Below are 17,587 nucleotides of genomic sequence, written 5' to 3'. Positions count from 1 at the left end.
GAAACCTCTCCTTTTGGAATAAATGGTTGCTCGACACATCCATTTTACCTAGGACAGGTTTCTTTTTGTTTTACAAAAAAAGCAAAAATAGAAGGGGCCATCCCTAAGCCATGTTTTTCATGACTTTTGGGACAGCCCCTTTCTTATACAAAAAAGCAGACGCCGCTGCGTCTGCTCTCTTCAACTGCTTCTCTTACGGGTTCAGGGTCCCGCCGTCCAGCTTACTTGGGTGAAGGTGACTTCAGCAAACTTGCCATCCGATCCGGCGGAGACTACTAGTCCTGCCGTGAACGGTCCGGTCCACGTGAGTGTCCGGGAGCTTCGCTCCGTCCAAGTAACCCCGTCCGGAGAAGAATAGGTTTTGACGGTATTTCCGATCTTCTCCACCTTCAGCCAGATCGGCAGGGTCTCCACAACCGTGCCGTCATAGTTTCTCCCGGACCACCCGTTGGTGGAATCCCGGTAGATGCTCTTGATCTTGGCCGTACCATCAATGAATATACCTTGTTGGACGCTGTTGGCGTCCGTGTTCTGGCGGATCATAATCCCCGCCTTCGTATTGGAGTTGGCGGAAGCGCCGGACATCGTGATCCCATGGATTCGGGCGATAAGGGTAACATTTCCGCTCAGCTGATCCCGGTACGCATACTGGAAACCGTCGGATTGCCCCCAGACATTGGAGCCGGACCCTGTTATCTTGATGGCAGACCCCACTTGGGTAGCGGCCCCTCCGTATACGGTGCCGACCACCGTGGTGCTGAAGGCGATAGGTGGAACATTCTCCGGAACGAAGGTGGCCGTTATCTGCTTCGGGGTATCCATGATAAGAGCTGCGGGATTCGCGGATCCGCTCAGATCCCCGCTCCACCCTTGGAAGACGTAGCCCGGCTCGGGTACCGCTGACAGCGTCACCGAAGTGCCAGCCGGGAAGCGGGAGCCGGAAGGCACACCCGTCACGGTTCCATGGGACGTATCCACCATGAGTGAATGATAAGTGGAAGGCGCCGGCCACTGGATGCTGCCGAACCGGGCGGTTACGAACTTCCCGTCCTGGCCTGCGGTTACGGCCAATCCTGCCGTATAAGGATCCGCCAAGGCCGCAAGCGTCTGAGACCCGTGCTGGGTCCAAGTTACGCCGTCCGGGGAGGAATAGCTGGTCAATCGTGTTCCGGTCTTCTCCACCTTCAGCCATACGGGCAGGGTGATGGATTCGGTTCCCGTATACTCGGCGACCGTCCATTTTGTATTCCGGAACTGGCTGCGGATCTTGCGGTCTGCGGTGACGAAGATGCCCTGATAATCATTCTTCTCGGAGGTGCCCTGCCGCACCATGATGCCGGCCCTGGCATTCCCGGCTGTTCCGTTGAATTCGGTCACCTTGGCGATGATCACAGCATCCCCGTTCAGGCTGTCCTGATACGTGTACCGGTAGCTGTCACTCTCCCCCCACAGGATGCTACCGGAAGCGGTCATCGTGACTGCGTTCGGGTCCTCCACGGTACTCCCGGCATAAGTCGTCAACAAGTCCTTGCTCTGATACGACACGAATTTCGCCGATATCGTCTTGTGGCCGTCCATGAGCAGTTCCATCGTACCCGATGAGCCGATCAGATCCCCGTCCCAATACGCCAGGCTGTAGCCGGGATCGGGCACGGCGGTGACCCGGACCACGGTATTGGGGGCATACCGTCCCCCGGGAGGATCCAGCACCAGATGGCCGCCGGTAATGTTCGGCTCAACGGTCAAGATGCAGATGTCCGGCATGAGACTGAACTGAGCGGATACCGTCTGATCCCCGTTCATCGTGATATAGTTGGGGTTGGCTTTGCCTTGTAGTCCCAGCCCCCAGCCTGCGAAGGCATACCCCGCTGCCGGTACGGCCTTGACCTTCACCGCCGAGCCGGCCGTGTAGAGTCCCGACTCGGGAGTGATGCTCCCCCCACTGCCGGGAAGAACGGTTAAGGTCTGCATCCCCGGCCATTGCACCTGGCTGAATTGGGCGGTTGCAGGAGATCCCCCTGGACCCGCGGAAGTGAAGAGTCCGACGGTCAGCTCCAGTTTGGGATCGTTCCATCCCCAGAACACACTGCTGTTATAGCTGTTCCACGTCGTTCCATCCTCCGACCACGACAAGGTGATGTCCCGGTTGTTGGCATCCCGCTTGATCTGAAGCCATATCGGCACGGAGGCGGGAATCGGCGTCTGGGGATATGCATCGTAATAGATTCCGCCTTTGCGGGTCTGTACCACCAGCTTGCCATTCTTCACCATGATCGCGGCATAAGTGGAATCCTCCGCCAGGTTCGTTCGGATCTGGAGACCCGCTACGGCATCGGTCGGATTGCCTCCGGTGAAGGAATCCAGCTTCGCCGTGAAGACCGCCTCGCCCTTCAATCCCGCGCGCAAGTGATACCGGAAGCTGTCCGGCGCGACGCCGAACTTGGTTCCGCTGCTGGTCAGGGTATAGACACCATCCTGCGTCTCCGTGTGCCCCGGAACCGCACCAGGCGACACATCGACGCTGATCAGCCCGTAGGTCGGCTTGAACTGGGCCGTGAAGGTCTTGCTTCCGTCGACCTTGTACCGAAGGGGATTGGCATTGCTCGGAACGTCGCCGCTCCAACCGGTGAACAAGAATCCGGGCTGGGGGACCGCTGTCAGCGTCACCATGCTGCCCTCCTCGTACAAGCCTTGGTTCACATCACCGGGATGGTCCGGAGTAAGGGTCACGCTGCCGCCTTCCGTGGCTTGTGCCGTCAGCGGATAGGTGGGGATGGCCGCGAAGCCGGCAGTGATCGTCTTGTTCCCGTTCATCCTCAACAGAGCGGGATTGGCAGTTTCAGTATAGTCCCCGCTCCACCCGATGAAGCGGAACCCATAATATTTGTTAGCGGTCAGGATCACTTCTTCTCCTTCGAGGTACTCCGCCTTCACCGGATTGACCTTGACGGAGCCGTTCTGAGCAGCGACCGACAAGGTATAGCGGGAGAGCGGAACGAACTGGGCCGTTATGTGCTTATTGCCCGTCATCTGTACCTGCAGGATAGGATCCGAGCCGGTCGCATCCCCGCTCCAGCCGGCAAACTTATACCCGTACGCCGGGACTGCAGTCAAGGACACCACGTCCCCTTCCGTATAAGCCCCGTCCGAGTGGGCCTGCTGGACGCTGCCGTTCTGTGCTGCAACGGTGAGCGTATAGACGTTAGCGGGAACGTAATGGGCTTGAATGGATTTGTTCGTATCCATCGTGATCGGGATGGAGCTTGCCGTACCCGTTGCATCTCCGCTCCAGTGGTCGAACTTGAAGCCTACCTTGCCTTTCGCCGTCAGAGTAAGCGGCGTGCCCTGGCTATAGGTACCGCCTGCCGGAAGCACCTCACCGTCAGCAGAAGCTACCGTGAGCTGATACGTCTTCACCGGGATCAAGGGAAGCATGGAGACGGCGTTGGCCGACAGGATGTTCATAGAGAATTCGTTCTGGGTATTCCAAGAGTCCGCATACCGGTACATAACCGCATGGTCATTGTAGCTGGGGAACACCTTGGATTTAGCCGCCGTATTCTCGGTGTCGTCGAACCAATAAGGATAAGGGGCGCTCTGGATATCGGAGTTCGGCAGCCCGGGTGGCGGCTCCACCCAACCGCCCTTGCCTTGGGCATGCTGAATCCATTGATATTGGTTGATCTCATGGACGAACCACCGGGGCTCCCGCTGCGGGTCTCCCAATCCCGTAATGAAGGACCGGCTGACGGCATTGCTGCCCAGCGTGTAATCCCAGGTCTTCTGAAGCCGCTCCAGATAGAGAGGATTCTTCGTTACACCGTAGCCGACCACAATCGGCATGAGGGTGGAACTGGTGAATCTCCAGCCGATCAGATTCGGATATCCCTCATCCTGCGCCGAAGCCCCGAACGGGGTTTCGTGGTTCATTTCCGATTCGGCATAATTGAGAATCCCTCCGTAGGCCCACTGCCGGATCGTGTCGGAGAGATACGGATTCTCGTACAGGGAAACGAAAACCCCCGTCCAGGCCGGATCCAAGACCCAATTATACCGCTTGATGGAGTTGTACTTGGTTAAGTCTGTGGCCATCTCGCTTTGGATCCACGGCATATATTCATGGACGTTCCCTGTGGCGACCATAAGCGCGCTGGCAGCCAGAAGCATTTCGTTGGACCAGGTATGGGGAGTCCCGACCTTGCTCGCATCGTAGTACGTATTCTCCTTCAGGTATTTGGGATCTTGATAGTGGAGCTTGAAGCCGTTGTAGGCCCGCAAGGCAGCATCCAGATATCCTTGAAGCTTCGCCGCCGAATAATACTTCTTCATGATCGGCGAGTTATACGCCTCAGCCATGACCCCCGCTGCGAACAGGGTCTCCGCCTTATTCGGCCCTTGGGTCCGGTTGTAGAACATCCGGTTCTTCGCCCCCTCCAGAGGCTGGCCGGTTTCGTACGTACCGGTTTCAGGGTCGTTGGACTGCGGCCGGAGGTAGTTGGCCAAGGTCCCGTCCGTGGAGGTGTTCATGATCGCCTTATGCAGCCAATCCAGCTCGTAGACCATCTCATCCAGGTAGTCGGGGATGCCATTGTTCGATTCGGGGATATCGAGCGATTCCCCCAGCGCCTCCACCTGCTCCGGGAAGTACTTGGCTCCAAGCAGCATGTCAAGGCCGACATAAGCGGAATTGTAGGGATACTTCCCCCGGTCCCCCGCATCCATATGACCTCCGGTGAGATTCACCCTTGCCGCTTCCAGATTTTTGCCGTTATCCAGGTAACGGGCTTGGTCGATGCCGTCATCCAGATGCGCGGGCGGCCGGTTCCAGTGGGTATAGGCGGGGTTCTGGAGCCCGTGGTTGCCGTCCCGCTGCATGAACATGGCGCGCGTAATGGTATACCCGATCTCATCCCGGTAGATCAGACTGCTGATCCGGAAGGGATAGGATACGCCGATCCCCGGGATATAGAGGTGATACCGCCCCTCCGACCTCATCGCGCTGAAGTCCATGGCGTAGATATCACTCTTCGTCCATCGGTCGTTCGCCAGATGCAGCTGGATGTCCCCCGTAAATACGGATTGTCCCGTCTCCTCCTCGACCACGTAGAAATGCTTATAGCCGCTGAAATCCACGCTGCCCTGTCCCGTCCAATGAGAGAGGTACGCCACCTTCGCCGCTTCCGGCAAGTACCCGACCTGATTGGAGTGAATGACAAGATTGGGCTGACTGAGATCGAATGAGAACGAGAACGGTCCGACATTCGCGACCGCAGGGTTCACGGCCAGGGAATACGTATGTCCCTCCTTGAACTGCACCGAGGAAGGAAGCTTCAGATAGGCACGGTAGAACACTTGAATCTTCCCGATATCGCCTGAGAAGGACGAATTGTAAGGCGCCTGCTCGGGGAAATACCGGTAATGGACCAAGATCGGGGTGACCCCGCCGGAGAAGTCGGGATCATCCGTGCTTGTGATGATGTAGTAGTCGGTGTTGGTGACTTGGGTGTCGGAATAAGGTTGGTCCACCAAACAGAGTTCCATCCAGCGGGAATCGATGACGCTTGCATACGATCCGGCGGGATCGGGTGCGACAGGCGCACGTTCCTTCAATGCGAATGCACGAGTGCCGTCAGTCAGTAAAAAAGCGCAGGCGAACACCATCGTCGCCAGCCATAACGTCCATGTCCTTCTCGCAAGCTCAAGCTTCCCCATTACGAACGTCCCTCCTGTTAAGGTTGTTCTAATTCCTAAGCTTCCCAGCCAGTCCGACGGTTGACGGTTCCTTGCCCGTTCAAGCTATGAATGGAATCACCTCCTCCCCCTCCATCGCCTTCAGTTTTCTTCTACGGGGTCACCTCCACGGCAAATTCGTGTTGACCGGAGCCCACGGTATAGAGAACGGGTTGCCTCTCCTTCCCCCCGGAAGGCAAATGGACCTCTGCAGCGGCATTCGGCGGGATGGTGACCTGCAGGACCAGCTTCGAACCGATTCTGTGCCAGCTGGATTGGACCGTTCCCCTAACGGTATGGATCCGCGCGTAAGCGCTGTTCATGTCCTCCGGGATATAGGGCCGGATCCGGATCCTCTCATATCCCGGCGACAAGGGGGAGATGCCGGCCAAGTGCTTATAGAACCAGGCGCTGAGCCCTCCGATCAAGAACGCATGGTTGTTGGAGGACCGGTTGTCGTGGAAGCTTTCCAAGGCGGTCGTCGCTCCGTATTCCCGGATCCAGTACCCCCAGCACCCGGGGTTCGTATTCGCAGCCAGGTAGTAAGCGATGTCATTCCTGCCGTTCTCCGCCAGAGCGGCCAGGATGGCCTCCGCACCGAGACAGCCTACCGTCAGCGTCTCCCGGGCAAGAATATCCTCTACCAAGCTGTTGAGCACGGCGGGTATGCACCCTTCCGGTACGAAACCTAGGTACAGCGCAAGGGCATTGGCCGTCTGGGAGTTGGTGTCGTAATATTGCCCTTCCTTCAGGTATGCCGCGTTGATCCCCGCTTGCACCTTGAAGGCAAGCCGGGAATAGAGGGCCGTATCATCGGGATATCCCAATACCTCCCCCATCCGGCCCATTAAGACGAGGCAGCGGTAATAATAGGCCGTCGCCAGGAAGACCGGAGAGATGTCCTTGGCGCTTCCGAACCAGTCGCCGAACAGCAAGCTGTTCTGAAGCAGATCATTCCGGTCCAGGTGGGGCTCGAATGAACCGAGGCAGCGCTTCATGAGAGGGTAGTGCTTCCGGAGAAAGGCCTTGTCGCCGTAAGCCATATAATAATCCCATGGAATCAGGACCACGGCGGCTGCCCACGGCATATCCAGGGAATACTCGTGACCTTCACTGGGACAGATCAGCGGAACCATGCCGTTCTCCAGCTGGCTGTCGGAGATGTCGTCGAACCACTTGTCATAGAAGGCCCCCATATCGAAGTTGAGAAGATCCGCCTCCGAATGACAGTGGGCATCCCCCAGCCAGCCCTGCCGCTCCCGGGAGGGGCAGTCCATGGGAACCGAGACCAGATTCGTCCGGAAGGACCATACCGCCGCATGCTGCAGCCGGTTCAAGAGCGCATGGGAGCAGGCGAAGGCGGAGCCGTTCAGAATGTCGTTATGGATGACCTGGGCCGTAATCCGGCCGGCGTCCAGCTCTCCCGGATACCCGGTTACCTCCGCATAGCGGAACCCGTGGAAGGAGAACCGGGGCTCGTAGACCTCTTCCTCCCGGCCGCGCAGAATGTATTCGTCGTACTGGGGCTGCGGCTCCGCCAGCCAGCCGGCTTCCGTCGTGCCGGGATCGATCCTTCCTTCGGGACCGAGGATCTCGGCATACCGGAGGGTGATGCGGGTCCCCGCCTGCCCCGTAACGGTCAGCCTCACGGCTCCGAACAGATTTTGGCCGAAGTCCACCACATAGGTATTCGGCAAGGGACGGGTGATGGATACCGGACTTCGTCCCTCGATGCACCGGATCGGCTGGAGCTGGCCCGTCAGCATCAGGGGGCCTTGGTCTGTGATGGGCCGGCCCCATGAAGAATCGTCATAACCCGACAGATCCCAGCCCTCCGGCTCCAACCGGGCGTCATAGGTTTCCCCCTTGCCTTCGGAGATGCTGCCGCCGGGATAACGCAAGGCGAGGTAGGGACCTTTCTTGAGCCGCTTCCAGGAAGCATCGCTGACGATGGCGTCGGTTGACCCGTCCTCATACCGGAGCTCGAGGCGGAAGATCACCTTGCGGGTATGGAGAATCCCCACGGCGTTACTTCCGGGGCGCAGGCTGCCGGTCACATCGTACGTCCGGTATAGTCCGCGCTTGAAGTGGGTTTGCCCGGGGCTAATCCGGTCATCGCCCGCTTGGGCGCCGTTGACCCGGAGCACGTAGGCGTTGGACTTGCTGCCGGTCGCCCCGATATAGACCCTGGCCGCTGCGAGGGGGACATCGCCTCTGACGAAGAATTCCCTTCGCTCGTAGTAGACGGCGGTTGGGCTGTTGGGGTACTCGCAGTTGAACCACCGGCAGCCCCAATCTTCGGCGCGGAACAGGCCGGTTTCGAAGAAAGCCCCTTCGCTCCAAGGCGATTCGCCATCGTGCCGATCCCACGTCTTCACCTTCCATACGTACCGGCTCTTGGACTGAAGCTTGGCTCCGCTGTAGGGCACGGCATTCTGCCGGCTGGAAGCCACCTTCCCGCTGTCCCACACCGTGTCCGGTCCCAGGGTTACAAGAATCCGGTAAGCGGATTGGACATACCCGTCCTCAGTCCCCTCCATCTCCCAGCTCAGCCTCGGGTCCGGTTGGTCGACCCCCAACGGGTTCGTGCAATATTCGCAGCGCAGCCTTGCCGGCACCCCGGTCCCTTCCCGCGTCATTAGAGGATCCATGGCAGCGTATCCCTCTCCGTCACACTCTTATAAGCTAGGATGTACATGCCTGCGGACCAGGCCTGGTATCCCATACCCGAGGGCATCCCGCTTCTCCCGTTCAGCCATTCGTTGAATTCCCAGTCCTGCCGCTTCCCGATCCGGTTGGCCCGCGCCAGCCCTTCCAGCTCCTCCCGGGCCAGCTCCATCCTTCCCGCCTTCACCAAGGCCGCCACATAGAATCCCCCGACAAAAGGCCAGATTCCCCCGTTATGGTATTGGTAAGGCAGATTCAGATGCGCGTTCCGGTAATATTCGCGCCAATCCTTATCCCCAGGATGGATGGGCGGGTAATTGGCCATGATGGGATACGGCTTGTTCATCCCCGTCTGAAGGAAGTGGTCCAGGATGGACTGGGTCTGCGACTCGTCGGCAAGGCCGTACAGGATAGCCAGACTGTTCCCCAAGGCGTCACAATGGGTGCCGAAGTCCCGGAATGAAGCGTACGGCAGATAATACTTACCGAACCACAGCAGCTCGCTGCTCATCCGGATGATCTTGGCCCATTCCGGGGAGTACCCTTGCTCGGCAACCCGCCGGGTCTTCTCCTCCGCCTCACCGGGCCAGAGCAGCAGGTTCAGCTTCTCCTTGACCTCCTCCGCCCGAGAACGGCTCTCCTCCCCGCTCTCCCCGCACAGCTCCAGCATCTCGGCATATTCCAATAGGGCCTTATAATATAAGACGTTGTCATAAAGGATGTTGCCCCGGTTGGCGTACAGATCCGCCCAATCCGCGGCCTCTTGGACCTCCAGCAGCCCGCACTGGTTGCTGTCCTGGTACTCGAGCCACAGCATGGCCTTCTTGATGGAGTCTATTTTCTGACGGAGATATTCCAGATCCCGGTACCGCCTGTAATAGAGGCTCTGCCCGATCACATACCAGGGGTTGCTGTCGACGGCCCCTTGGTTCGGTTCCAGCTTCGGCCGGTCCACATCCACCAGTAACGGAACGAGGCCCAGCTTCGACTGGTACTGTCCGAGGGTGTCCAGCGTGATCCGGTAGCATTCCCGAATGCTCTCCCGGTCAACCAGGGAGGCCCCCATCAAGGTAATCATGCTGTCCCTGGCATAGACCTGATTATATCCTTCCGACAGCGCGGAGGCTTTGGCCCCCAGCTCGTGCATGCACCGCTCCACCACTTCAATCGCCCGAAGGTATGCGTCCTCCACTAGATTCATCGTGAGTCCTCCTTTAATTCGGTTGTATGGAGTGAAGGGCCGGGATGATCAGCCTGGGGTACGCAATGCCCTTCCGCTCCGTGAAATCCAATTCCGCGACGCCGGTCAGTTCGAAGGAGAAGCTGGATACCGGGAAGGGCCTCACTCCCAGGAGGAAGCCCAACAGCACGCCGAGCGTGCCTCCGTGTGCGAATACGGCCAGGGACAGCTCCCGGGCCCGTTCCTCTAGGACGAAGCCTCCCATACGGCCGTGCACCCCTAGCCCGCCCAGCTCCTTCAGGAAGGGGGGGATGATCCGGGCGCACATGTCGTAGTAGCCCTCGCCCAGCTCGGTCTTCCAGGTCTCCTCCGCATACGCATCCCCAGCCTGCCGCTCCATCTCCTCATGGACGGTGCTGGGCAGCTTCTCCAGCTCCCGGTTCGGCATCCACTCGTAGAGGAACGGCAGAACCCGGAGATCCGTGTCCCTGCCGGCCAGGACGATCTCCGCCGTTTGCAGCGCCCTCCCGTAGGGGGAGGAGAAGGCATGGGTATAGATCTTGTGCTTCAAGGCCTCCGCTGTAGCCTTCGCCTGCAGAACTCCGTAGGCCTCCGACAGGCACCCCCGGACTGGTCGCTCCGGGCATACGAAGGGATCTCCGGCCATCTGTCCATGCCGGATGAAGGTTATTTTCATATCGATGCGCTCCTTTAGTTCTTCTGTTCCGCCTCATAACAAAGGCAATGAATGAAGTCACCTGCCTCCACCCATTGCCTTCGTCCCTGCCATAGCCGTTTACTTGCCTGTCAGCTGCTTGATGTACTGCTTATGCATCTTGGTCATGTATTCCTCCACTTGGGGAGCGCCCGCCGCATCGAGATCCTTCACGAACTTCGTGAATTCCGAAGCGAACTCCGCCTCCGACTTGGACAGAATCACGGAGAAGGCGTTATCGTACAGCCTCTTGTCAACGGCCTGCTGCTTCGACAGAGTCTCCGTATCCGCCCCGAGCATCAGATCCCCCAAGGTGGTGGAGTCGTACCAGTACGGGCCTAACGCTTTGTCCCGCTGCTGCGTCCGGGTGTTGTTCGTGGCGATCGGATCATCCTTCAGGATCCAATACGTGCCCCAGCTGGTCTTGCCCAGATCCGAGCCTACGAGCCGGGAGTAATGGCCCATTCCGGTTTCCTTCTCGATATTCACCTGCTTCTCCCCGGCCAGCCAGCGGTCCAGATAGGCTTGGAGCAGCGTCGGCTTCCCGTTGACCATATCCCACTGAATGCCCTTGGGCCCGTTCATGGCCAGGAAGTTGCCTTCCTCCGTGGTCAGGTAGTTCAGCAGCTTCATGGCCGCTTCCGGGTTCTTGCACTTGTCGGTAATGATCAACGCCCCGGTGCCCTTCTTGCTGACGGAGTAGATGGCGGGCTTATCGCCGCCCGGGAACTTGAAGACGAAGTTCTGGAAGTACATCTTCTCCGCATTGGGCAGCTTGGCGTCGGTGTAGGTTTTCAGGATGTCGTAGGTCTGGTTCCACCCGCCGATATGGGCGGCCACCCGGGCCGTGCCCAGCTTCGACTTCTGCCAGGTCGCATAGTCCTGTGTGAACGCTTCCGGATCGATCAGGCCTTCCCGGTACAGCTTGTTGTAGAACTTCAGCACATCCTGGGCCCAAGGGGCCTTGGGCCAATACTTCAGCGTATCGTCCGCTCCGACATACAGCTTGGAATCCGCCGGCGAACCCGCCATGGCGATCATCCCGTAATAGGGCGAGCCCCAGTTGCGGTTGAAGCCGCTGAGCGGATACATCGTTTGGCCGTCCGCCGTCTTGGGATACTTCTCCTTGACGCTCTTCAGATAGTTGTACACGTCATCGGACGTTTCCAGCTTCGGGGATCCCAGCGCCTCGTAGATATCGGTCCGCACCTGCAGGCTGTACCCGTACCCGGGGGGAGTCGCCCCCTCCGGCAAATATCCGCTCGTCAGATGGTAGATCTTCCCGTCGCTCTGCTTCAGCATATTCAGGGCCGAGCCGTACTTCTTCTTCAGATCCGGGCCGTACTTGTCGATCAGGTCGTTCAACGGAATGGCGATCTTATCCGCGATGACCCGGGCGGGATCCGACAGCATGATAATATCAGGATAGTCCCCGCTGGCGAGAACCACGTTCAGCTTGTCCTTGCCTACTCCCGAATAGACATCCCACTTCAGCTTGATGTTCAGCTTGGCTTCAAGCTCCTTGGCGACGGGGTTGGTTTCCCAGAACGGGTCCCCGGTGGGGAAGTTAGGGGTGCCGCCGGCGGAATTCACGATGGACAGCGTAACCGGCGCTTCCTTCGCCGCAGCGGTCGGGGTGCCCGCAGAGGCCGACGGAGCCGGGCTGGAGCTTGTGGATTCACTGCCGCAGCCGCTGAGCAGGGCGACCCCTGCTACGGCAACTGCAAGTAAACTTTGGGTTCTAACATACCGGTTCATACGATCCGTCCCATCCTTTGTTTTTTATGCAAAACCTTCTGCTTGGACGCTCCGCCAAGCCTAACCCGGTCATCCTTTGACGGCGCCTACCGTCAGGCCGCCGACGAAATACTTTTGCAAGAACGGATATACCATCATGATCGGAACGGTCGTAATGGTGATCGTCGCCATCTTGATAACCTCGGGAGTCAGGATGGTGCCGGATTGCTCCAGTCGGGACGCCTGCTGCGGGTCCATCGACTGAATCTGGGTTTCCATCAGAATCTTGACCAGAACCCCCTGGAGCGTGGCCAGCTCCTTGGACCCGGAGGTATACATGTACGTATCGAACCAGGTGGTCCACTGCTGGACGCCGATCATGAGGGCGATGGTGGCCAGGACGGGCGTCGACATCGGAAGGATGATGCTTCGCAATGTTCGCAGCTCCGAGGCTCCGTCGATTCTGGCGGATTCGGCCAAGGACGGCGGGAGCTCCTCGAAGAACTGGCGCATGACCATCACGTTCCAGACGCTGATCGCTGTCGGCACGATGTACACCAAGAAGCTGTTGTACAAGTGCAGCTTCTTCAGAAGCATAAAGTCCGGAATCAATCCGCCTGAGAAGTACATGGTGAAGACGAAGAAGAACAGGATCCCCCGGCGGAACACCAGCTCCCGGTTGGATAACAGATAAGCTAGAATGGCCGTGCACAGCAAGCCGAGCAGCGTCCCCAGCACAGTCCGGGCGATGCTGACGTTGGTCGCGTGCATTAAGCTGCTTTCGTTGAAGATGGCCCGGTACGCTTCCACGGAGAATTTCCTGGGCCAGAAGTAGATGCTGCCCCTCATGGCGTCCCTTCCGTCATTGAAGGAATTCACGAAGATGTTCCAGAACGGGAACGCTGTTACAAAACCGAGGACCAGCAGAAACACATAATTAATGCCATCAAATACCCGTTCACCCGCTGATTTCTTCATCGACCTTCCCCCACTGCGGCTTCTTAAACCTTGTTGTCTAGAATATGCCCATCTTCAGGAATCTCCTGCAGGCGTAATTGCAGAGCAGGATCAGGAGAATTCCGACGACGCTCTTGAATAGCCCCACCGCCGCCCCGTAAGAGTACGCAGCCTGCTGCAGGCCGTACTTCAGCACATAGGTGTCCAATACCTCGGAGTGCTTCATGTTCATGGGGTTCTGAAGGAACAGCTGCTGGTCCAGGCCGGCATTCAGGATATAGCCGACACCGAAGGTGAAGAGCAGGATGATGGTAGGCAGGATGGCCGGCAGCGTGATGCTTGTGATCTGCCTGAGCTTGCCGGCGCCGTCCATCATGGCGGATTCGTACATCTGCTTGTCGATGGAGGCAATGGCGGCGATGTAGATGATGGAGTTCCACCCAACGTTCTTCCATACGTTAAGCCCTGTCACGAACGGCCAGAAGTGATCCGCCTCCCCCAGGAAATTGATCGGCTGATCGATCAGATGGAGATGGAGCAGGACGGAATTGACGGGAGCCAGCTCGTCGATGGAGAAGATCGTCATGGCCATTCCCGCCACCACCACCCAGGAGATGAAGTGGGGCAGATAGGATACGGTCTGGATCACCTTCTTGTACACGCCGTTCCGGACCTCGCAGATCAGGATAGCGAACACGATGGCCGCTACGGTGGAGGCGATCAGATTCAACGAGCTGATCACCAGCGTATTGCGCATGACCAGAGAGAAATCGGGACTTTGGAAGAAGGCTTGGAAGTAGTCCAGTCCGATCCATTTCCCGCCGAAGGGCGTCCGGAAGGAGAATTCCCGGAAGGCCAGCAGGGAGCCGTACATCGGCACGTATTTCAGCACGATTACATACAGGAAAAAAGGGACCAGCAGAAGTAAATGTACTTTCTGTCGTCTGATCTTGGTCAGGACACTCAACGGATTCCTCCCCCATTCGCATCGTAAGGGCGCCTTACATCTCCAATTATGAACAAACCGGGGATCCGGTTCAATTGAAGGATCTGTCGAACCGTATCACGAACCGCATCACTTGGGACAACCGAAATCGATACATCCCAACATTATCGATAGATTTCATAGCCCCGCACACAAAAAACAGGATCCTGGTGCCAAACACCGGGATCCTGCGGGTCCAAAGAAGCTAGACGCTATAAGTGAATTCGACACGGGTTCCCGGGTTGCCCCGAGACACCTGCATCCGGGCGTTGCGGTCGAACAGCTTCAAGCGCATGAACGTGTTCGTGACCCCGTACCCCACCTTGTAATCCGAGGTCTCCCCCCGGTTCAGAGCCTCCATATAGCGGATGAATTCCTCCTTAACCCCCATCCCGTCATCCGTAATGACAACGGCCACCCCATCTCCCCTTCTGCGGATCTCCACCTGGATGCGCAGAAGCTTCCCGTGGATCTTCCCATGGATGATGCTGTTCTCCACGAAGGGCTGCAGGGTCATCTTGCCGATCCGCAGGTCCGCGCACTCCGGATCCATCCGGACGGTCAGCTGGATCTGGTCGCTGTGGCTGAGATTCTGCAGGGCGACATAATATTCGATGAGCTGGATCTCGGAGGGGATGGGGATGATGTCCTTGCCCTGGCTCAGCACGATCTTATAGAAGTCGCTTAAGAGATCGACGATCCGGACAATCTGCCCTTCCTTCTTGTGGTACGCGATCCACTTCACCGCGGAGAGCGAATTGTAGAGGAAGTGCGGATTCATCTGCATCTGAAGGTACTTGATCTCACTCTCCACCTTCTGGCGTTCCGTCCTGGCGATATCCACACTCAGATCGTCAATCGTCAGGGCCATATTGCATAAAGTTTCATCCAGGGCGGAGATTTCGCGGATGCGGGTTCGGACCGGAACCATCCGCATGCGGCCCTTTTCGATGCCCCGGATTTTTTTCATCAATTTTTCCATTTGAAGGGCGAAGCTCTTCGAGAACAGAACCGCCAGCATCACCCCCGCCAATACAAAAAAGCATGTGCACAGGATGACATACTTGGACATGGCCCGTTTTTCCCTCTCCAGCTCGTAGGCGTTATAGAGGATGACCACCGTCAGGGCTTGGTTCACCTTGCTGAAATAGGAGTAATAAGACTGGCTATCCTTCTTCAGCTTGGAAAATCCTTGTCCGGTATATGCATTCCTCTCGATGTAGTCCATCGTATCCTCGCCGATCCGCACGTTGGGTTGGGAGCTGAAGGCGATTCTCCCTTCACTCCAGAGATAGAACAGATAGTTGCCGTTCTCTCCCGTCCGGTACAAGCTGTTGAGCCTCTCCTGGTTCAGCTCGATGGCCAGCACGCCGCCCGGGAGGTTGATGTTGATGTACTTCAACAAGAGGATGCGGGTTTCCCCGCCTTCCTCCTCGGTCGTCACCCAGACGTCCTTCCCGCGGGCGTCCAGCGCTTTTTGCATCAGATCCTGCCTCTTGAAGCTCTCGATGCTCCGGATATTCTTCCCGTCCGTGATGAGTTCAGGGTCCAGCTTATAGATGGAGATGCTCTTGATATCGTTGTTCGTTGCCGTATAGTTCTCGAACATGCTGTTGATGCTCATGAATTGGTTAAAAAGCGTGTAATCGACGTTGCCCGAATACTTGCCGAGGAACAGGCTCGAGATGGTTCCGTCGGAATAGAGGCTCCTGGCGGTCACCTCGCAGTTCTTCATCATGTTCTCGATGCCGTTCAGGGCCTGGGACGTGGCATATTGCATGAACTCCTTATTCTGGCGGTTCAGCGTCAGGTTAAGCCGGCCGTACAGGATCGAGCTGATGGTCACGGCGTATAGGAGGGTGGTCAGGATCATGAACACCAGGATGATGTGGAAGAACTTGAAGTCTCTGCTCTTGGGCCGCGTCATCAGGCTTCTCCCGGTTCGATGGAGGCATACTTGTTCCGGTACTCTCCGGGCGTCATTTGGATGTAATTCTTGAACACAATATTGAAGTAGGTGCTGTTCTCATACCCGACCATCTCCCCGATTTCGTGGACTTTATGCCGCGTCTCTTTGAGAAGCTCCTTGGCCTTGCACATGCGCAGATTCGTCAGATATTCCTGGATGCTGATCTTCATCTTCTCCTTGAAGAGAATGCGCAGATAGTTGGGGCTCAAGTAGACCCTCTCCGACAGATAAGACAAGGTGATGGGCTTGCGGTATTCATGGTTGAGAATATGCAGGATTTCCTTGATGACGTAATCGTCCTTGTTCAGCTTCTTCCTCGCCATGTAGGAGGACACGGACTTCAAGTTCTTGCCGGTGTATTGGATCAGGTCCGGGATGGTCTTGGATTTGATGACCGTCTGGTAGATCTTTCCTTCTTCTTCAGCGATCTTATCCAGCCGTTCTCCCCGGTTGGCAAGCTGCATGGACAGGGTGGAGAACAGAAGGATGAACCGGCTCTGTATGCTCTCCATCGCAGGGTCGGGATCCGCCAGGATCCATTGCACCAGCCGGCTCAAGTCCTCGTCCCCGTAATCCCCCTCGCAGACCCTGTCGATGATAGAAGCGAGGGAGACCGGGGTGTCCTTGGGCTCGGAATCCCACGAGGACGATTGCGGTTCCGGGTCCTGCGTGTAATAGGCGATCTGTCCGTACCCCATCCGGATCTTCCTGGCGGCCGCCCTGCTGGTCTGCCGGAATGCCAGGTGGAGCTCGTTCAGATTGGCGAAGAGCTCGCTGACGCTGATGAAATAGCTGCAGGGGTTTTCCCGGGATATGGCCTCCAGCTCCTGCTGAATCCCGGTTATGATCCCGGCCCCTTCTCCCTGTCCTTGTATCAAGGTATGAAGCAGGGCCAGGATCCCCCTGCTGGACTTCTTAATGAACACGACCTGCTGGTTCGCGAAACGGTTCTCGAGCTTGTACAGCATCACTTGGATCACATTCGACTGGTGGAACAGGTCCGAATCCGGCCCGAAGTCGAATTCGATCCAGGCCAGCTTATACATCCCGATCATGCGGAGCTTCAGATCGTTGGCTTGAACCACCAAGGAACGGTCATCCCGAGACCCGGCGTCCGACACGATCAGCTCTTCTAAGAACCGGGATTGGAGGTACGGCAGGTGCTGCTTGAACTGCTCGATCATGCGTGCGGTCTCGTGGTTCGCCAGCTTCTCATCCACCAGGATCGACGTGATCCGCTTGATGACGGCGATCAGCTCCTCCTGCTTCAGAGGCTTGACCAGGTAGCTGTACGCCCGGACCTCCATGGCTTCCTGGAGCAGACCGACCTCTTCGTGGCCGCTGGAGAAGATGAACTTGGCTTGGGGGCAGAACCCCGCAATGCCCTTGGCCATCTCCATGCCGCTTAATCCGGGCATCTTCACGTCGCTGATGACGATGTCGGGCTGGAGCTCTCTCGCCTTCTGGAGGCCGTCCAAGCCGTTGAAGGCCGCTTCCACCTGCCGAATTCCGAGAATATCCCAATTGATATAATTCAGCAGCGCGTTTCTTTCGAAATCGTTGTCTTCCACGATAAGCAGTTTGACCATAGGCTCCATACCTTTTCTTGGGATCGGATATAGAAGAATTTTATCATAGAGATAACAA

At 57.5% G+C, this 17,587-nt stretch carries 9 protein-coding genes; all 9 read right to left on the bottom strand.

All coding sequences use genetic code 11. The features are described 5' to 3' along the window. Positions 1 to 201: 201 nt before the first annotated feature. On the bottom strand, positions 202 to 5,712 hold the full coding sequence (locus tag ACSEXW_RS26755) for an InlB B-repeat-containing protein (RefSeq protein WP_438449252.1): 5,511 nt from the start codon (positions 5,710 to 5,712) through the stop codon (positions 202 to 204). Positions 5,713 to 5,843: 131 nt separating this feature from the next. Further along, complete coding sequence (locus ACSEXW_RS26750; RefSeq protein ID WP_438449251.1) at positions 5,844 to 8,381, bottom strand: family 78 glycoside hydrolase catalytic domain; 2,538 nt, start codon at positions 8,379 to 8,381, stop codon at positions 5,844 to 5,846. Beyond that, positions 8,369 to 9,598, bottom strand: a complete 1,230-nt coding sequence (locus ACSEXW_RS26745; RefSeq protein ID WP_438449250.1) for an amylo-alpha-1,6-glucosidase — start codon at positions 9,596 to 9,598, stop codon at positions 8,369 to 8,371. The genes ACSEXW_RS26750 and ACSEXW_RS26745 overlap by 13 nt, the downstream gene beginning before the upstream one ends. A gap of 13 nt (positions 9,599 to 9,611) precedes the next feature. Next, on the bottom strand, positions 9,612 to 10,274 hold the full coding sequence (locus ACSEXW_RS26740) for a histidine phosphatase family protein (RefSeq protein ID WP_438449249.1): 663 nt from the start codon (positions 10,272 to 10,274) through the stop codon (positions 9,612 to 9,614). A 99-nt stretch (positions 10,275 to 10,373) separates the two neighbouring features. Continuing rightward, positions 10,374 to 12,050 carry an extracellular solute-binding protein gene (locus ACSEXW_RS26735; protein ID WP_438449248.1) on the bottom strand — a complete coding sequence of 559 codons (1,677 nt, stop codon included), beginning with the start codon at positions 12,048 to 12,050 and terminating at the stop codon, positions 10,374 to 10,376. Between the two features lie 69 nt (positions 12,051 to 12,119). Then, on the bottom strand, positions 12,120 to 13,007 hold the full coding sequence (locus tag ACSEXW_RS26730) for a carbohydrate ABC transporter permease (protein WP_438449247.1): 888 nt from the start codon (positions 13,005 to 13,007) through the stop codon (positions 12,120 to 12,122). 37 nt (positions 13,008 to 13,044) lie between these two features. After that, positions 13,045 to 13,953, bottom strand: coding sequence for an ABC transporter permease (locus ACSEXW_RS26725; protein WP_438449246.1), 909 nt, complete (start codon positions 13,951 to 13,953; stop codon positions 13,045 to 13,047). Between the two features lie 223 nt (positions 13,954 to 14,176). Next, complete coding sequence (locus ACSEXW_RS26720; RefSeq protein WP_438449245.1) at positions 14,177 to 15,898, bottom strand: sensor histidine kinase; 1,722 nt, start codon at positions 15,896 to 15,898, stop codon at positions 14,177 to 14,179. Continuing rightward, positions 15,898 to 17,529, bottom strand: a complete 1,632-nt coding sequence (locus tag ACSEXW_RS26715) for a response regulator transcription factor (RefSeq protein ID WP_438449244.1) — start codon at positions 17,527 to 17,529, stop codon at positions 15,898 to 15,900. The genes ACSEXW_RS26720 and ACSEXW_RS26715 overlap by 1 nt, the downstream gene beginning before the upstream one ends. Between the last annotated feature and the right edge of the window lie 58 nt (positions 17,530 to 17,587).

The sequence above is a fragment of the Oryzibacillus soli genome (assembly GCF_051594765.1).
Classification (GTDB): domain Bacteria; phylum Bacillota; class Bacilli; order Paenibacillales; family NBRC-103111; genus Paenibacillus_AR.
Note: the sequence above shows the minus strand (reverse complement) of the source record. Positions and strands in the feature narration are given on the sequence as shown.

What these genes read in the sequence shown, in the direction of transcription:
- ACSEXW_RS26755 (WP_438449252.1), bottom strand. Translation starts at nt 5,712, where the DNA reads ATGGGGAAGCTTGAGCTTGCGAGAAGGACATGGACGTTATGGCTGGCG.
- ACSEXW_RS26750 (WP_438449251.1), bottom strand. Translation starts at nt 8,381, where the DNA reads ATGGATCCTCTAATGACGCGGGAAGGGACCGGGGTGCCGGCAAGGCTG.
- ACSEXW_RS26745 (WP_438449250.1), bottom strand. Translation starts at nt 9,598, where the DNA reads ATGAATCTAGTGGAGGACGCATACCTTCGGGCGATTGAAGTGGTGGAG.
- ACSEXW_RS26740 (WP_438449249.1), bottom strand. Translation starts at nt 10,274, where the DNA reads ATGAAAATAACCTTCATCCGGCATGGACAGATGGCCGGAGATCCCTTC.
- ACSEXW_RS26735 (WP_438449248.1), bottom strand. Translation starts at nt 12,050, where the DNA reads ATGAACCGGTATGTTAGAACCCAAAGTTTACTTGCAGTTGCCGTAGCA.
- ACSEXW_RS26730 (WP_438449247.1), bottom strand. Translation starts at nt 13,007, where the DNA reads ATGAAGAAATCAGCGGGTGAACGGGTATTTGATGGCATTAATTATGTG.
- ACSEXW_RS26720 (WP_438449245.1), bottom strand. Translation starts at nt 15,898, where the DNA reads ATGACGCGGCCCAAGAGCAGAGACTTCAAGTTCTTCCACATCATCCTG.
- ACSEXW_RS26715 (WP_438449244.1), bottom strand. Translation starts at nt 17,529, where the DNA reads ATGGTCAAACTGCTTATCGTGGAAGACAACGATTTCGAAAGAAACGCG.